12 protein-coding genes and 1 tRNA gene are annotated in these 18,073 nt (G+C 60.6%); all 13 read right to left on the minus strand.

What is annotated here, in order from left to right; genetic code table 11:
* Positions 1 to 152: 152 nt before the first annotated feature.
* On the minus strand, positions 153 to 1,670 hold the full coding sequence (locus tag KF827_RS06340) for a hypothetical protein (RefSeq protein WP_291002058.1): 1,518 nt from the start codon (positions 1,668 to 1,670) through the stop codon (positions 153 to 155).
* An 85-nt stretch (positions 1,671 to 1,755) separates the two neighbouring features.
* The gene (gene parC, locus KF827_RS06345; RefSeq protein WP_291002061.1) at positions 1,756 to 3,993 is read right to left on the minus strand and encodes a DNA topoisomerase IV subunit A; all 2,238 of its coding nucleotides are present in this window, start codon (positions 3,991 to 3,993) and stop codon (positions 1,756 to 1,758) included.
* A gap of 9 nt (positions 3,994 to 4,002) precedes the next feature.
* Positions 4,003 to 4,818, minus strand: coding sequence for a DNA repair protein RecO (gene recO / locus KF827_RS06350; protein ID WP_291002064.1), 816 nt, complete (start codon positions 4,816 to 4,818; stop codon positions 4,003 to 4,005).
* 60 nt (positions 4,819 to 4,878) lie between these two features.
* Positions 4,879 to 5,619 (minus strand): PDZ domain-containing protein, encoded by a 741-nt coding sequence (locus KF827_RS06355; RefSeq protein WP_291002066.1) that lies wholly within the window; start codon positions 5,617 to 5,619, stop codon positions 4,879 to 4,881.
* A gap of 104 nt (positions 5,620 to 5,723) precedes the next feature.
* Positions 5,724 to 10,046, minus strand: a complete 4,323-nt coding sequence (rpoC, locus tag KF827_RS06360; RefSeq protein WP_291002069.1) for a DNA-directed RNA polymerase subunit beta' — start codon at positions 10,044 to 10,046, stop codon at positions 5,724 to 5,726.
* A 24-nt stretch (positions 10,047 to 10,070) separates the two neighbouring features.
* On the minus strand, positions 10,071 to 14,168 hold the full coding sequence (gene rpoB, locus KF827_RS06365; protein WP_291002106.1) for a DNA-directed RNA polymerase subunit beta: 4,098 nt from the start codon (positions 14,166 to 14,168) through the stop codon (positions 10,071 to 10,073).
* Between the two features lie 251 nt (positions 14,169 to 14,419).
* Complete coding sequence (rplL, locus tag KF827_RS06370) at positions 14,420 to 14,794, minus strand: 50S ribosomal protein L7/L12 (RefSeq protein WP_291002072.1); 375 nt, start codon at positions 14,792 to 14,794, stop codon at positions 14,420 to 14,422.
* Between the two features lie 59 nt (positions 14,795 to 14,853).
* Positions 14,854 to 15,363, minus strand: coding sequence for a 50S ribosomal protein L10 (gene rplJ, locus KF827_RS06375; protein ID WP_291002075.1), 510 nt, complete (start codon positions 15,361 to 15,363; stop codon positions 14,854 to 14,856).
* A 305-nt stretch (positions 15,364 to 15,668) separates the two neighbouring features.
* Positions 15,669 to 16,388: a 50S ribosomal protein L1 gene (rplA, locus tag KF827_RS06380; RefSeq protein WP_291002078.1), complete on the minus strand. Its 720-nt coding sequence runs from the start codon at positions 16,386 to 16,388 to the stop codon at positions 15,669 to 15,671.
* A gap of 14 nt (positions 16,389 to 16,402) precedes the next feature.
* Positions 16,403 to 16,834: a 50S ribosomal protein L11 gene (gene rplK, locus KF827_RS06385; RefSeq protein ID WP_291002082.1), complete on the minus strand. Its 432-nt coding sequence runs from the start codon at positions 16,832 to 16,834 to the stop codon at positions 16,403 to 16,405.
* Positions 16,835 to 17,039: 205 nt separating this feature from the next.
* Entirely contained in the window at positions 17,040 to 17,573 is a 534-nt protein-coding gene (gene nusG, locus KF827_RS06390) for a transcription termination/antitermination protein NusG (protein ID WP_291002084.1), read from the minus strand.
* A 4-nt stretch (positions 17,574 to 17,577) separates the two neighbouring features.
* Entirely contained in the window at positions 17,578 to 17,775 is a 198-nt protein-coding gene (secE, locus tag KF827_RS06395; protein ID WP_291002087.1) for a preprotein translocase subunit SecE, read from the minus strand.
* A 140-nt stretch (positions 17,776 to 17,915) separates the two neighbouring features.
* Positions 17,916 to 17,992, minus strand: a tRNA-Trp gene (locus KF827_RS06400).
* Between the last annotated feature and the right edge of the window lie 81 nt (positions 17,993 to 18,073).

An 18,073-nucleotide genomic window follows, 5' to 3' on the forward strand; every position in this document is an offset into this window, starting at 1 on the left:
CTTGGTGGGATGAAGCTTGAATGATCGCCTATGCGCGCAAGCCCATACCCACCGGCCCGCCTTGGCGGGTCGTGGTGGTGATGGTCTGCATAGTGGTGCGCATCTGGCTCATGGGGCGCAGCTTTTATAACGCGCGCGCGGGGCCGTCAAGATCAATTTCGTAAGCCGAATTTCCAAGGCGCCATTTTCAGCAATAGTGCTTCCGCCTCATCGGCTTTACGCATCATGTCTTTCGCCTCGCCGTCAAACAGGCTGCGACCGATATCCCAAGCTTGCCAACCAGCATAGCTCTGATTCTGATAAAGCAGGAAGTCGCCAATATCCTGGTATAGCCTCGCAATCCACGCATTACCCCGCATGCCGGCGCGGTAGCCGGCAACGATACGCCCCTCTATATCGCGCACCTGCTCCGGAGTCAGAATATCTGCTGCCAGCAGCAATTCAGATGCGTAATTGGCATGATAAATGTCGATGACATGGCCTGCCGACAAGCCATCGCGGGAAATTTGCAGTAGCGTGTTTATCGCCTGATGCGGCTTATTCTGCTTAGCCAACTGACTGGCCTTAGTCAGTAACTGTACGGCAGGATCATCGGCTGTGCGCTGTACTATAGCGCGGACGTAGCCGCACGCATCATCATTGCCTGGGCAGGGAATTTGCTGCGTAAGCAGCGCTTCATGCAGCAGCAGTAACGCATCAAATTTTGCATCATGCTGCATGGCCGCATCTATCGTCTTCCGGTATTGCGCAAACCCGCGACGCGACGCCTTATCTGGAAAAACCAGTGCACCATGCATCAACGGCAGGAATTGCTGCTTGAAGTAATCTGGTGCCGCCATATCCTGCCCAGCCAGCCAGCCAGCAGGCAATGGATAATCGGCTTGCAGAATTTCTGCGCTTTGCAGCGAAAACTCGCCCGTCATAAAACGCTTGGCTTCAATATCCCAATATTTCGATTGCAGTTTTTGCGGTAACCGGCCGGTTTCAATCATCGCTAATACTGCGGCCGGCGGCAGCGCTATGCCGCGTTCGATGGTACGATAAAAAGCTTCAATCAATGGGGCCGGGAACGGCTGCGATGAAGGTTCAAAACGCAAAACGATTTCACCCTTATAAGTTAAAGTGAAACCGCCCTCAGTCAAATCCTCGCGCTGGGCTCCTCCATATTCACTACGGCCATATGGAATGCCGGTGGTGGTTGCCATCCAGAATGGGTCGAAACGATCTGGCGATAAAATTTCCGCAGGGTCTTTGCCTTTCTGCTGCAAACTCTTCAGGGTCAGCACACGTTCTCGCATTCCGGTCAGCGCGAAATGTACCTCGGCATACATGGAGCGATTAAAAAAACGCTGTTGTCGTGAATCCAATACGAAAATGCGACGCAGACGATAATCGAAAATATTGAAACCTTCCGCCTCTTCCCAGGCGCCGTAATCGCCCGCGGCCAGAACACGCAGTTTTCCACCATTGCCACCGCGATATATCGCTTGCAGTACTGGCTCAGTGCCAGTTTGTTGCGAGCCATCCAGCCGCAAAGCACGGATTTGATCCGACGACAACATCGGATTGCGCACCATCTCACTTGCCGCACGGTCGCGGGCCGCCGCAGGCAAAGTCTGAACGACCAGAAAAACCAACAGCAATAGAACAAAATAAAAGGCGCGGCTCATACCATCCTCGAAATTGCATAAAGATAAGCAATTTCAATTATGGGTGACGACCGCGCCCGATTGCAACTGTTTTTACGAAATTAGATCAAGAGAACTTGTTATTGGTGTTGAAGCCGCGCGGTACGATGCGGCCGGCCTGGGCGCGCTCGCCGAGATATTCCTTGAGCGCGGTTTCGGTCTTGGTGCGGCCGGCCTTGTCGGTCCAGGTCAGGCCCTGCTTCAGCACCAGCCCCTTGGCATCCGAGAGCGTGGCATCCTTGTATTTCTGCAAGGTAACGCCACGGCCCTTGGTCATCTCGGGTACTTCGCTGAGCGGGAAGATCAGCAGCTTGCGATTAGTGCCAACCACCGCCAGGTGATCGCCCTCGACGGGATTGCACACCGTGGCTTCGGCTGGCGCGGAGACATTGAGTATCTGCTTGCCGGTGCGGGTCTGCGCCAGCATCTCCGCTTCGGGGCAGACAAAGCCGCGTCCGTCGCTGGCCGCCAGGATGAACTTGCGTTCGCCGCGATAGACGAACAGATCGACGATATCCTGGTCGTTGCCCAGATCCACCATCAGGCGCACCGGCTCGCCATGGCCACGGCCGCGCGGCAGCTTGTCGCACGGAATCGTATAGGCGCGGCCATTGGTACCGAACAGGATCAGCTTGTCGGTGCTTTCGGCATGCAGCCAATAGCGCCCCTTATCGCCTTCCTTGAAGGCGGCCGAACCGTCATCCTGCTGATGGCCCTTGATAGCGCGTATCCAGCCCTTCTCCGAGCAGATCACCGTGATCTGTTCGCGCTCCACCAACGCTTCGAAAGCTTCTTCGGTGATGACCGGCGCTTCCGCCACGCTAGTGCGGCGGCGGCCCAAAGCCGATTTCGGGCCGAACTGCTTTTTCAATTCCGCGATCTCGCTGCCGATGGTCTGCCAGCGCAGATCGGTATCACCCAGCAGCTTCTTCAGGGTCTTGCGCTCTTCGCTGAGATCCTTGTGCTCGCGCTTGATCTCCATCTCTTCCAGGCGGCGCAGGCTGCGCAGGCGCATGTTGAGAATGGCCTCGGCCTGATTGTCGGTGAGGCTGAAGCGCTTCATCATCACCGGCTTTGGCTCGTCCTCGTGCCGGATGATCTCGATCAACTCGTCGAGATTGAGATAGGCGATCAGGAAGCCTTCCAGCAATTCCAGCCGGCGCTCGATCTGGCCCAGGCGATACTGGCTGCGGCGTTCCAGCACTTCCAGGCGATGATTGAGATAAGCCTGCAAGGCCTCGCGCAGATTCATCACGCGCGGCAGCTTGCCGCCATCCAGCACATTGAGATTCAGCGGGAAGCGGATTTCCAGATCGGTGGCGCGGAACAGGCTTTCCATCAGCACAGCCGGATCCACATTGCGGCTTTTCGGCTCCAGCACCAGGCGCACATCCTCGGCGGATTCATCGCGCACATCGCCCAGCAGCGGCAACTTCTTCTCGTTGATCAGGTCGGCGATCTTTTCGATCAGCTTGGATTTCTGAACCTGATACGGAATCTCGGTGACGATGATCTGCCAGGCGCCGCGCGCCAGTTCCTCGCTCTGCCAGCGGGCGCGCAGGCGGAAGCTGCCGCGTCCGGTGCGGTAGGCTTCGAGCCGGCCTTCCGGCGGCTCCACCAGAATGCCGCCGGTGGGAAAATCCGGACCGGGCACCAGTTCCACCAGCTTTTCGATACCGGCATTGGGATGCTTGATCAGATGCTGCAAGGCATCGCACAGCTCGGGCAGGTTATGCGGCGGGATCGAGGTGGCCATGCCCACGGCAATGCCGCTGGCGCCATTGGCCAGCAGATTGGGCAGACCGGCCGGCAGCACGATGGGCTCTTCCTCGGTGCCGTCGTAGGTGGCGCGGAAATCCACCGTCTCCTGGTCCAGGCCTGCCAGCAGCAGATCGGCAATCTGGGTGAGCCGCGCTTCGGTGTATCGCATGGCGGCGGCGTTATCGCCGTCGATATTGCCGAAATTGCCCTGGCCATCCACCAGCGGATACCGCTGGGCAAATTCCTGCGCCAGACGCACCAGAGCGTCATACACCGACTGGTCGCCATGGGGATGGTATTTACCGATCACGTCGCCCACCACGCGGGCGCATTTCTTGTAGCCGGAGGCCGGGTCCAGCTTGAGCATCCGCATGGCGTAAAGCAGCCGGCGCTGCACCGGCTTGAGGCCATCGCGGGCATCGGGCAACGAACGCGAGGTTATGGTGCTCAGCGCATAGGCCAGATAGCGCTCGGACAAGGCCGAGGGCAGCGGCACATCGCGAATCGATTCAGGGATATCTTTAGGGGGTACGTGCTTGCTCATGGGCCGGCTTTATAAGGCCGGAGCCCCCAAAATGCCAGAAGCAGCATCCCCCGCAATGTCTGGGGCACCACCAGATATGGCAGCATGGCGGTGCAGTATCTCAAGGGCTCGTAGGCGGGCATGGGGCACCGGGGCATGCAGGCTGGCAAACAGCCGATGTTCCAGAAAATGGCCGGTCAGCGCCATTCCTGCCATCACATCGGCCATCGGGTGGTTGGCCGCCACCCCGCCCCGACCAGGCACTAGGAAGGCCGGCAGGGCCAGCAGACGGTCGGCATAGGGCGCGGCAGCCTCGGCCCCCACTGCCCGGCCGCTTTTGGGCGAAACATGGGTCAGCCCACGCTCCGCCCCGCTGGCTGCGCAGCAGGACAGGTCGAGGCCATAGCCCATCTCGGCCAGCAGGCCCAATTCCCAGCGCACCAGCAGCGCGCCCCAATCGGCCGGATCGTCCATAGCGGCCAGGGCATCGAACAATATGCCGGTGGCTTCGAACAAAGCCGGATGCGGCTCGCGCTCGGGCAAGGCGGCATCCACCAGCGTACAGGCCGAAACCAACGCCGCCAGCCGGCCCGGATCGTCCAGCACCAGGGCCGCACTATCGCGGATCGGTTCAAGGGTAAAATTGCCCAGATGCTCGCTTAGGCGCGCCCGCCAGGTGACGCGCACCCGCTGGCCCGGCTGTACCGCCCCGGCCTTCGAACCCTGGCCGGACCCGCGCAACAGCCCGGCATGGCGCCCACGCTCGGCGCAGAGCAATGAGGCAATGCGTGCATTCTCGCCATAATGGCGAATGCTCAGCACCAAGCCCTCGTCGCTCCATTCCATGGCGACAGAGTAGCATGAATACCGCTGCTTGAGAATGTGAGCCTGGAGAATGCCGACCGCTTACTCTTGCGCCAAATCCTTGGTCACAGGAAACGTTAGGCTCTCTCCATTGCGCTCGATACGGAAATCGATGCTCTCGGCGCGCACCTGTTCATATGAGCGAAACATGTCAATAACGCTAACGATATCCCGCCCGCCAACGCCGGAAATGATATCGCCCTCCTTTATGCCGGCCCGCTCAGCTGCACCACCCCGTATTAACAGCTGAACATAAGCCCCATTGGCGTTGCTGCGTTTGATAGCCTCTTCCTCGGTAAGATTACGACCATATATGCCGAGGCTGATGCGTTTGAAACGCGCCCATAGCATGGCGCCGTAGCTGGTGGTGGATGAGTAACTCGGCATATACATCATGCCGGTACCTGTGGAGATCGGCATCACCGTGCTGCTGCTACGCGTACCCAGATGAAAGCGGGTGACCAGCTCGGCCTGGTATTCCCTTGCCAAATTGCGCAATTGCTGGTCCGCCGTCATGTCATCCACATAAGCAGTCCAACCCAAGGCTAACCAGCCGGCCCGCCGCAAAGCTGCGAATTCATTTTCCGGATCCGCGGAATCCCGGATCGTCGGCTCGCCATCGAAGCGCTCCACATTGGGTGAAGTCTTCAAGTTTTCCGCAGTGGTGAGGGGGCGAAATCCAGCCTTGACCTGATTGCAGCCGGCCAGCACCACCAGAAACATAACCGCAAGAAATGCCCGCATATTTACACCAATGAAAAATTTAATAATCAACAAATACAATTTTAAATAAATACTTTCAATAAATATCGGCTAAAACTGTTGCCACCACGAAAAAGGGCGGACCTTTCGGGCCCGCCCTTTTTGTAACGCTCTTGCCTTGCAGCTTACTCGGCGGCGTCGCCGACGGCAGCCTGCAATTCGCTTTCCAGGGCATCGGCGAAGTCGCGGTCGCGCTGGGCGGCCAGAGACTTCATCCGGCTCATGATCGCGCCGGTGCCGGCCGGGATCAGACGGCCCACGATCACGTTCTCCTTGAGGCCGATCAGGCTGTCGGTCTTGCCGGCAGTGGCCGCCTCGGTGAGCACGCGGGTGGTTTCCTGGAACGAGGCCGCCGAGATGAACGACCGGGTCTGCAGGCTCGCCTTGGTGATGCCGAGCAGAACCGGCATGGACTTGGCGATCTTGCGGCCTTCGGCCTGAGTCTTGGCGTTCTGCTCGTCGAACTCGGAGCGATCAACCTGTTCGCCGATCAGGAAAGTGGTATCGCCCGGATCGGTGATTTCCACCTTCTGCAGCATCTGGCGGCAGATCACTTCGATATGCTTGTCGTTGATCTTCACGCCCTGCAGGCGATAGACCTCCTGGATTTCGTTGACGAGATAATTCGCCAGCGCTTCCACGCCAAGCACCTTCAGGATGTCGTGCGGTGCCGGATTGCCGTCGAGCAGATGGTCGCCCACGCGCACGAAGTCGCCTTCCTGCACAGCGATATGCTTGCCCTTCGGGATCAGGTATTCCACCGGCTCCAAACCCTCTTCCGCCGGGCGGATCAGCAGGCGGCGCTTGGCCTTGTAGTCCTTGCCGAATTCCACACGGCCGTCGATTTCGGCGATGACCGCATGATCCTTCGGACGGCGAGCCTCGAAGAGTTCCGCCACGCGCGGCAGACCGCCCGTGATGTCGCGAGTCTTGGTGCCTTCCACCGGGATACGCGCCAGCACGTCGCCGGCATGCACCTTGTCGCCATCGTTCACCGAGAGGATAGCGTCGGCCGACAGGTAATAGCGGGCTTCGCCGCCATTGGCCAAGGTCAGCACTTCGCCCGACTCATCACGCAGGGTGATGCGCGGACGCAGCTCTGCGCCCTTCGGATTCTGCTTCCAATCGGCCACCACGCGATAGGTGATGCCGGTGGCTTCATCGGTGGCTTCGCGGATCGACACGCCTTCCACGAGGTCGCGGTAATTGACCAGACCTGCGCGTTCGGTGATGACCGGGCGGGTGTAAGGATCCCACTCGGCGATACGCTGGCCCTTCTTGACATGGCCGCCCTCGTCCACCGCCAGGCGGGAGCCGTAAGGCACCTTGTAGCGGGCACGCTCGCGGCCATTGGCATCCACCAGCACCACTTCGCAATTACGGCCCATGACCACGAAGCGGCCCTGGCTGTCGGTGACGAGGTTGCGGTTGACCACCTTGATCGCGGCGTCATACGGCGCTTCCAGGCTCGACTGCTCGGCCACCTGGGCCGTGCCGCCGATATGGAAGGTGCGCATGGTGAGCTGCGTACCCGGCTCGCCGATCGACTGCGCGGCGATAACGCCCACAGCTTCGCCGATATTCACCGAGGTGCCACGGGCCAGATCGCGGCCATAGCACTTGCCGCAAACGCCGGTCGGGCTGTCGCAGGTCAGCACCGAGCGGATCAGCACGGTTTCAACGCCGGCAGTCTCCACGCGATCCACGTCGCGCTCCTGGATCATCTCGCCGGCCGGCACCAGCACTTCGCCGGTCAGCGGATGCTTCACGTCGATGCTGGCATAACGGCCGAGGATACGCTCGCCGAGCGTGGCGATCACTTCCGCGCCCTCGACGACTTCGCGCACGGTCAGGCCACGCTCGGTGCCGCAATCTTCCTCGGTGATGATGCAATCCTGCGCCACGTCGACCAGTCGACGGGTCAGGTAGCCCGAATTGGCGGTCTTCAAGGCGGTGTCGGCCAGACCCTTACGGGCGCCGTGGGTGGAGTTGAAATACTCCAGCACGGTGAGGCCTTCCTTGAAGTTGGAGATGATCGGCGTTTCGATGATCTCGCCCGACGGCTTGGCCATCAGGCCGCGCATGCCGGCAAGCTGCTTCATCTGGTTGGCCGAACCACGGGCACCGGAATGCGCCATCATCCAGATCGAGTTGGTGGGGCGGCGGGTGCCGTCGGCCGGATTGATGTCGGTCTGAATGACCTTCATCATTTCGTCGGCCACCTTGTCGGTGCATTGCGACCAGGCATCCACCACCTTGTTGTACTTCTCGCCCTGGGTGATCAGGCCGTCCTGATACTGCTGCTCGTATTCCGACACGAGACGCTTGGTGTCGTCGATCAGGTTCTCCTTGGTGGCGGGAACCATCATGTCGTCCTTGCCGAACGAAATGCCGGCGCGGCAGGCGCGGGCAAAGCCCAGGCCCATCATGCGATCGCAGAAGATAACGGTCTCCTTCTGGCCGCAATGGCGATACACCACGTCGATAACGTTGGTGATCTCCTTCTTGGTCAGAAGCTGGTTGATCACCTTGAACGGCACATTCTTGTGCTTGGGCAGGATTTCGCTCAGCAGCATGCGGCCAGGCGTGGTCACCACGCGGGCAACGATGGGTGTGCCTTCGCTGTCCACGGTGTTGAGGCGGGCCTTGATCTTGTTATGCAGGCTGATCGCCTTGGCATCCAGCGCCTGCTGGATTTCCGCCACGGTGGCGAAAACCGGCGTGCGCTCGATGATGGCATCCGACTTCAGGATGCGCTCGGCATCGGCCTTCACATTGGTCTTGGTCAGTTCGGTGCGGGTCTTGGCATCGAACACGATGATGTCGTCTTCCGCCCAGGCCTTGATGAACACATCGACGTTGTCGATCTTCACCACATCGCCCAGCGGCGCGCTGCGGTCCAGGGTCTGATAATACAGACCCAGCACGATATCCTGCGACGGCACGATGATCGGCTTGCCGTTGGCCGGGCTGAGGATGTTGTTGGTCGACATCATCAGCACGCGGGCTTCGAGCTGGGCTTCCAGCGACAGCGGCACGTGAACGGCCATCTGATCGCCGTCGAAGTCGGCATTGAAGGCCGAGCAGACCAGCGGATGCAGCTGGATCGCCTTGCCTTCGATCAGGGTGGGTTCGAATGCCTGGATGCCGAGGCGATGCAGGGTCGGCGCACGGTTCAGCAGCACCGGATGCTCGCGGATCACCTCTTCGAGGATATCCCAGACTTCCGGACGCTCCTTCTCCACCATCTTCTTCGCCATCTTGACGGTGGCGGCCAGGCCGCGCAGCTCAAGCTTGGAGTAAATGAAGGGCTTGAAGAGTTCCAGCGCCATCTTCTTGGGCAGGCCGCATTGATGCAGCTTCAATTCCGGGCCCACCACGATGACCGAACGGCCGGAATAATCGACGCGCTTGCCGAGCAGGTTCTGACGGAAGCGGCCCTGCTTGCCCTTCAGCATGTCGGACAGCGACTTCAGCGGACGCTTGTTGGCGCCGGTGATGACGCGACCGCGACGGCCGTTGTCGAACAGCGCATCGACGGCTTCCTGCAGCATGCGCTTTTCGTTGCGCACGATGATATCGGGCGCGCGCAGCTCGATCAGGCGCTTCAGGCGGTTGTTGCGGTTGATGACGCGACGATACAGATCGTTCAGATCCGAAGTGGCGAAGCGGCCGCCATCCAGCGGCACCAACGGGCGCAGTTCCGGCGGAATCACCGGCACCACGGTCAGCACCATCCATTCCGGCTTGTTGCCGGATTCGATGAAGCTTTCCACCAGCTTCAGGCGCTTGACCAGCTTCTTCGGCTTCAATTCCGACGTGGTCTCGGCCAATTCGTCGCGGATATCGGCGCGGGTCTTTTCCAGGTCGATGGCGATCAGCAGGTCGCGGATCGCTTCGGCACCGATCTTGGCGACGAAGCTATCTTCGCCATACTGTTCCTGCGCGTTGAGATACTGCTCTTCGGTGAGCAGGTCGAACATCTTCAGCGGGCTGAGGCCCGGCTCGATGACGACATAGTTTTCGAAATACAGGATGCGCTCGAGATCCTTCAGCGTCATGTCCAGCATCAAGCCGATGCGCGAGGGCAACGACTTGAGGAACCAGATATGCGCCACCGGCGAGGCCAGTTCGATATGGCCCATGCGCTCGCGCCGCACCTTGGAAAGCGTGACTTCAACGCCGCACTTTTCGCAGATCACGCCGCGATACTTCATGCGCTTGTACTTGCCGCACAAGCATTCGTAATCCTTGATCGGGCCGAAGATGCGGGCGCAGAACAGGCCGTCGCGCTCCGGCTTGAAGGTACGGTAGTTGATGGTCTCGGGCTTCTTGATCTCGCCGTAGGACCAGGAGCGGATACGCTCCGGCGAAGCGATCGAGATCTGGATCTGGTCGAAGCTCTGGGCGCCCTGCGGCTGACCGAAAACGTTGCTAAGCTCGTTCATGGCTTTGCTCTCCTATGCGCGGGATCAGTAGGAACGCTGCGACAGCTCGACATTCAAGCCGAGCGACCGCATTTCCTTGACCAGCACGTTGAACGATTCCGGAATACCGGCTTCGAAATTGTCGTCGCCGCGCACGATGGCCTCGTAGACCTTCGAGCGGCCGGCCACGTCGTCCGACTTCACCGTCAGCATTTCCTGCAGCGTATAGGCGGCGCCGTAGGCCTGAAGTGCCCAGACCTCCATTTCGCCGAAACGCTGACCGCCGAACTGCGCCTTGCCGCCCAACGGCTGCTGAGTGACCAGCGAGTACGGGCCGATGGAGCGGGCATGGATCTTGTCGTCGACAAGGTGATGCAGCTTCAGCATGTAGATGTAGCCGACCGTGACCTTGCGATCGAAGGATTCGCCGGTACGGCCATCCACCAGAGTGACCTGGCCGCTCTCAGCGTAGCCGGCCTTGGCCAGCATCTCGTTGATATCGGCCTCGTGGGCACCATCGAATACCGGCGTGGCCATCGGCACACCGCGACGCAGGTTGAAGCTGAGTTCCAGAACCTGATCGTCGCTCAGATCGGCGATCTTCTCCTGATACTCTTCCTTCGAGTAGATGGTTTTCAGCACCTTGCGCAGGTCTTCCGCCTTGGCGGCGTTGCGGCGCACGCGAGCCAGGGTCTCGCCGATTTCACGGCCCAGGCCCGCGGAGGCCCAACCGAGATGGGTTTCGAGAATCTGTCCCACATTCATGCGCGAAGGCACGCCCAGCGGATTCAGCACCAGATCAACCGGTGTACCATCCGCCAGATAGGGCATGTCTTCTTCCGGCATGATGCGCGAGATCACACCCTTGTTGCCGTGACGGCCGGCCATCTTGTCGCCCGGCTGCAGCTTGCGCTTCACCGCCACGAACACCTTCACCATCTTCATCACGCCCGGGGGCAGTTCGTCGCCGCGCTGCAGCTTCTCCACCTTGCTTTCGAAGCGAGCCTGAATGCGGGCCATGGCGGTATCGTATTGCTTCTTCAGCGCCTCGATATCGGCCATCGACTTCTCGGCCTTGATGCTGATCTGCCACCAGGAGGAATGCGGCAATTCAGCCAGCACTTCCTCGGTGATCTTACCACCATCCTTGAAGCCCTTCGGGCCCTTGTCGGCGATTTTGTTCAGCAGCAATTCCTTCAGGCGGGCGAAGATCGAGCGATCGATGATCGCGCGTTCGTCGTCGCGGTCCTTGGCCAGCTGTTCGATTTCGGCGCGTTCGATGGCCAGGGCGCGTTCGTCCTTCTCCACGCCATGGCGGGAGAAGACGCGCACTTCCACCACGGTGCCGGAAACGCCCGGCGGCACGCGCAGCGAGCTGTCGCGCACATCGGAAGCCTTTTCGCCGAAGATGGCGCGCAGCAGCTTCTCTTCCGGAGTCATCGGGCTTTCGCCCTTCGGCGTGATCTTGCCCACCATGATGTCGCCCGGGCCCACTTCGGCGCCGATATAGACGATGCCGGCCTCGTCGAGATTCTTGAGGCCTTCCTCGCCCACATTCGGGATGTCGCGGGTGATTTCTTCCGGGCCCAGCTTGGTGTCGCGGGCCATCACTTCGAATTCCTCGATATGGATCGAGGTGAACACGTCATCCTTGGCGATGCGCTCGCTGATCAGGATCGAATCTTCGAAGTTGTAGCCATTCCAGGGCATGAACGCGACCAGCGCGTTACGGCCCAGCGCCAATTCGCCCAGCTCGGTGGAGGGGCCGTCGGCGATGATGTCGCCGGCCTTCACCTGATCGCCCACCTTCACCAGCGGACGCTGGGTGATGCAGGTATTCTGGTTCGAACGCTGGAACTTCAGCAGCTTGTAGATGTCGACGTTCGACTTCGACATGTCGGCTTCGTCGCTCACGCGCACCACGATGCGGGTGGCGTCGATCTGGTCGATCACGCCGGAGCGCTTGGCGACGATGGTGGCGCCGGAATCGCGGGCCACCACCTCTTCCATACCGGTGCCCACCAGCGGGGCTTCGGCACGGATCAGCGGCACCGCCTGGCGCTGCATGTTCGAGCCCATCAGCGCGCGGTTGGCGTCATCGTTTTCCAGGAACGGGATCAGCGCGGCAGCCACCGAAACCAGCTGCTTGGGCGACACGTCCATGAAATCGACATTCTCCGGACGCAGCATCTGGAAATCGCCGTTCACGCGGCAATTCAGCAGCTCGCCCACCAGCTTGCCCTTGGCATCCACCGGCACATTGGCCTGAGCGATGGAGTATTTGCCCTCTTCCATGGCGGTGAGGTAGACGACCTCGTCGGTCACCTTGCCTTCACGCACGCGGCGATAGGGGCTCTCGATGAAGCCGTACTGATTCACGCGGGCATAGGTGGCCAGCGAGTTGATCAGGCCGATATTCGGACCTTCCGGGGTTTCGATCGGGCAGATGCGGCCGTAATGGGTCGGGTGCACGTCGCGCACCTCGAAGCCGGCACGCTCGCGGGTCAGACCGCCCGGGCCCAGCGCCGAGAGGCGGCGCTTATGGGTGATTTCCGACAACGGGTTGGTCTGATCCATGAACTGCGACAGCTGCGACGAGCCGAAGAATTCACGCACCGCCGCCGCCGCCGGCTTGGCATTGATCAGATCGTGCGGCATCACGGTGTCGATATCCACGCTGCTCATGCGCTCGCGGATGGCGCGCTCCATGCGCAGCAGGCCGATGCGATACTGGTTCTCCATCAACTCGCCCACCGAGCGAACGCGACGGTTGCCCAGATGGTCGATATCATCGATATCGCCGCGGCCATCCTTCAATTCCACCAGCGTCTTCACGCAGGCCAGGATGTCTTCGGTGCGCAGCACGCGCACGGTGTCTTCGCATTCCAGATTCAGGCGCGCATTCATCTTCACGCGACCGACGGCCGAAAGATCATACCGTTCGGAATCGAAGAACAGGCCGTGGAACAGCGCCTCGGCGGTATCCATCGTCGGCGGTTCGCCCGGACGCATCACACGGTAGACTTCGAACAGCGCCTGCTCGCGGCTCTGGTTCTTGTCGGCAACCATGGTGTTGCGGATATAGGAGCCGATGGTGACGTGATCGACATCGATCACCGAAATCTGCTCGATGCCGGCTTCTTCCAGCAGCTCGATCTTCTTCAGATCCAGCTCTTCGCCGGCCTCGAGATAAATCTCGCCGGTCTGGTCGTTGATGATGTCGAGCGCATTGTACTTGCCAACCATGTCGGCCGGCGAAACCAGCAATTCCTTCAGGCCTTCATCGGCCAGCTTGCGGGCCAGGCGCGGGGTGATCTTGGTGCCGGCTTCAACGGCCACCTTGCCGGTCTTGGCATTGATCAGTTCGCTGGCCAAACGGATGCCGCGCATGCGCTCGGCGTTATATTCGGTGCGCCAGCCCTTCTTGTCGCGCTTGTAGACTACCTTCTTGTAGAAGGAATCCAGTATCTCTTCCTGGGTGAGGCCCAGCGCGAAGAACAGCGTGGTGACCGGCAGCTTGCGGCGGCGATCGATGCGCACATGCACGAAATCCTTGGCATCGAATTCAAAATCCAGCCAGGAACCGCGATAAGGAATCACGCGGGCGGTGTAGAGATATTTGCCCGAGGAATGGGTCTTGCCCTTGTCGTGGTCGAAGAACACACCCGGCGAGCGGTGCATCTGCGACACGATCACGCGCTCGGTGCCATTGATGATGAAGGTGCCCTTGTCGGTCATGAGCGGCATATCGCCCATGTACACATCCTGCTCCTTGATATCGAGCACCGACTTGGCCTGGGTATCCGGATCCACTTCGAACACGATCAGGCGCAGCGTCACCTTCAGCGGCGCGGCAAAGGTCATGCCGCGCTGCATGCACTCATCCACGTCGTATTTCGGCGGCTCGAATTCGTACTTCACGAATTCCAGCGACGAGGTTTCGGAGAAATCCTTGATCGGGAAAACCGACTTGAACACGCCCTGCAGGCCGGCATCGGGCCGCGTATCCGCAACCATGTTCATCATCAGGAAGCTCTCGTAGGAGCTTTTCTGAACCTCGATGAGGTTGGGCATGGTGGTGATGCTGGGGATGCGGCCAAAGCTCTTGCGCACGCGCTTACGGCCGGTGAAGGAGAGCGCCAGTCCAGTGTCGGTCATGTCTGTTCCAGATCCAAAGAGGCAGCAACGCGAAATATTCGCGCGCCGCGCGGCAAACCGGACAAGCGATGAATTTCGCGGGCCCATGATCCCGCCGGGCGATCGCCGCGCCCAGTGTCCGGTTACCGAAAAGCTGTCCGTCGAACTACCGCGACGGGCGGGGCATGTAAGATATGGCAGTCAGTGGTTTTGGGAAGGCGCCATGCCGACGCCTTCCCGCCACCTTACGCGGTGTATTACTTGACTTCGACCTTGGCGCCAGCAGCTTCCAGCTGAGCCTTGATCTTGGCGGCGTCGTCCTTGTTGACGCCTTCCTTGACGGCCTTCGGCGCGCCTTCCACCAGATCCTTGGCTTCCTTGAGGCCCAGGCCGGTGATGGCACGCACTTCCTTGATCACGTTGATCTTGTTCGCGCCGGCATCGGCGAGGATCACGTTGAACTCGGTCTTCTCTTCAGCGGCCGGAGCGGCAGCGCCGCCGCCGGCAACAGCCACGGCAACCGGAGCAGCAGCGGAAACGCCCCACTTCTCTTCCAGCAGCTTGGCCAGCTCGGCAGCTTCGATAACGGTGAGCTGCGACAGCTCGTCGACGATCTTGTTCAAATCAGCCATGTTAGTCTCCTAATAGGTTCGATACCTGGTTACTGGTTCACGTCGTGGCTCGCGCCACCTCACTCCTTCGAGGCGAAAGCCTGCAACACACGTGCAAGCTGGCTGGCCGGAGCCTGCACCACACCCGCCACCTTGGTGGCCGGTGCCTGGAGCAGACCGATCAGCTTGCCGCGCAGCTCATCGAGCGACGGCAGGCTGGCCAGGGTCTTCACGCCTTCGGCATCCAGAACGGTTTCGCCCATGGCGCCGCCAACGATAACGAGCTTGTCGTTCTTCTTGGCGAATTCCACGGCGACCTTGGCGGCCGCGACCGGATCATTTGCGTAAGCGATGCCGGTCGGCCCCTTGAAATACTTGGCAAGGGGTTTGTAGGGCGTGCCCTCGAGGGCAAGGCAGACAAGCCGGTTCTTAGCGACTTTGAAGCTGGCCCCAGCGGCCCGCATCTGACGGCGCAGATCAGTTACCTGAGCCACGGTCAAACCGGTATTCTGGGTAACGACGACAACCTGGGTGTTCGCGAACACCTGGTTGAGCACGCCGACCAGTTCCTGTTTCTGAGAACGATCCACTGCTCGTCTCCCTCAACGGATCGGGACCATCCCGACCCGGTTGCGTTTGGACGCACGTTTCGACGCTCGACTTCACGTCTCACGGCGAACCGATACGTCCGGTTCGCCTGTCCCAGGGCTCGAACCTTCTTTTGGAACCAGGCCGGTTCCTCGGAAGTCTCTGTTCCCCGTCTATGCAGGCGGAAATCCATTACATCCGCGGCACCGAAATGCCTTAGATACCCGCAGTCTCGGACAGGATGGCCCTCCTTGCGGAGAACCGCCGGGATCGCCGAAGCAATCCCGGTTACTCGCAGTCGAACAACTTAGGCAGCCGCCTTATCGGCACCGCCGCCGAGCACGCTCGACAATTCCACGCGCACGCCCGGCCCCATGGTGGAGCTGAGCGCGATCTTCTTCACGTAATGACCCTTCACGCCGGTCGGCTTGGCCTTCAGCACGGCATCGATGAAGGCCTTCACGTTGACCAGGATCTGGTCTTCGGTGAACGACGCCTTGGCGATGCCGGCATGCAGCAGGCCGGCCTTCTCGACGCGGAATTCCACCTGGCCGCCCTTGGCCGCCTTCACGGCGCCGGCAACGTCCATGGTCACGGAACCCAGCTTCGGGTTCGGCATCAGGCCGCGCGGGCCCAGCACCTTACCAAGCTTGCCCACCACGGCCATCATGTCCGGGGTGGCGATGCAGCGATCGAATTCGATCTTGCCGCCATTGATGATTTCGGCCAGGTCGTCGGCGCCCACCAGATCGGCACCGGCCTTCTTGGCTTCCTCAGCCTTCGGGCCCTTGGCGAACACCGCCACGCGCACGGTCTTGCCGGTGCCAGACGGCATGGTCACCACGCCACGCACCATCTGATCGGCATGACGCGGATCAACGCCGAGGTTCATCGCGATTTCGATGGTCTCATCGAACTTCGCCTTGGCCGCAGCCTTCACCAGCTTCACCGCGGCATCCACGTCGTAACGGGCTTCCGGGTTCACGGTCTTGGAAACGGCGGCGTAACGCTTGCCTTGCTTTGCCATGATCGTATCTCCCCTTACTGACCGGTGACTTCGAGGCCCATCGAACGGGCCGAGCCGACGATCATGCGCGAGGCAGCCTCGATATCATGAGCGTTCAGGTCCTTCATCTTCGCCTTGGCGATCTCGCGCACCTGATCCATGGTCACCGAACCGGACTTCTCGCGGCCGGTCAGCTTGGCGCCGGACTTGATCTTGGCGGCCTTCTTCAGGAAGTAGGTCACCGGCGGGGTCTTGGTGATGAAGGTAAACGAGCGGTCCGAATACACGGTGATAACCACCGGGATCGGCATCTCGGGCTCGAGATCCTTGGTCAGGGCGTTGAACGCCTTGCAGAATTCCATGATGTTCACGCCACGCTGGCCCAGCGCGGGGCCAATCGGCGGCGACGGGTTGGCCTTGCCGGCCGGCACCTGCAGCTTGATATAGCCGTCAATCTTCTTCGCCATCCTGTAACTCCTTATACTGTTGGGAGAATTTCTCTCCCGTTGGAGTTTGCGTGGTGCGACGACCCTGGGCCTGGCGAAACTGGCCCCATCCATCTCCCACACAGTGTACCGGCGGCCCTCAAGGCCCCCGGAAGCCGGCGCTTATAAGCCCCAGCGGTCTGCTGGTCAAATGCTTTCTCAAGCAGCGACCGGAATTTCACAAAACTTAGCTGGCCTTTTCGACCTGGCTGTATTCCAACTCCACCGGGGTGGCGCGACCGAAGATCGACACAGCCACCTTGAGGCGGGCACGCTCTTCGTCCACTTCCTCCACCACGCCGGAGAAGGAGGTGAAGGGGCCATCCGCCACGCGGACCTGCTCGCCCACCTCGAAAACCACGCTCGGCTTGGGATGCTCGACGCCTTCCTTGACCTGGTTGGCCACCCGCTGCGCCTCGGCTTCCGTGATCGGCGACGGCTTGCCGCCCGACGACAGGAAACCAGTCACCTTCGGGGTGTTCTTCACCAGATGGTAGGTTTCGTCGGTGAGATCCATCTTCACCAGCACATAGCCGGGAAAGAACTTGCGCTCGGCATTCACCTTCTGGCCGCGGCGCACTTCAACCACTTCCTCGGTGGGCACCAGCACTTCGTCGATCAGGTCGGACATGCCCTTTTGCGCAGCGCTGTCGCGCAAGGCCTGAGCGACCTTCTTCTCGAAGTTCGAGTAGACGTGAACGATGTACCAACGCTTAGCCATCGGCTCAGCTCCCCAAACCCAGAACGAACTGCACCCCGAAGCGGAGCACAGAGTCCACCAGGAAGAAAAACAACGCGGCAACCAGGCCCATCACAAACACCATGCCGGTGGTGATGAGGGTTTCCTTGCGGGTGGGCCAGGTGACCTTGGAGGTCTCCTGACGCACCTGGCGGAGAAACTCGATGGGATTGGTCTTCGCCATAATTCTAACCGTTCAACCTTTCATGCCGTTTCCGGCTGCAGGCTTTCACGCCATTTCCGGCGGTAGTGCCTTAGGTAGTGCCTTATCATGCCATTCCCGGCCGCAGGGTTTTCACCCTGGCCGGGAGGCTGGTACCGCGCTGGCAGGGGCGGAGGGAGTCGAACCCCCAACCCCCGGTTTTGGAGACCGGTGCTCTAGCCAGTTGAGCTACGCCCCTGCACTCGCGGGTAACTTGGATACCCCTTACTTGATGATGGAAGCGACGACGCCTGCACCGACGGTGCGGCCGCCTTCGCGG

It is taken from the genome of Ferrovibrio sp., from assembly GCF_019636075.1.
Taxonomy (GTDB): Bacteria; Pseudomonadota; Alphaproteobacteria; order Ferrovibrionales; family Ferrovibrionaceae; genus Ferrovibrio.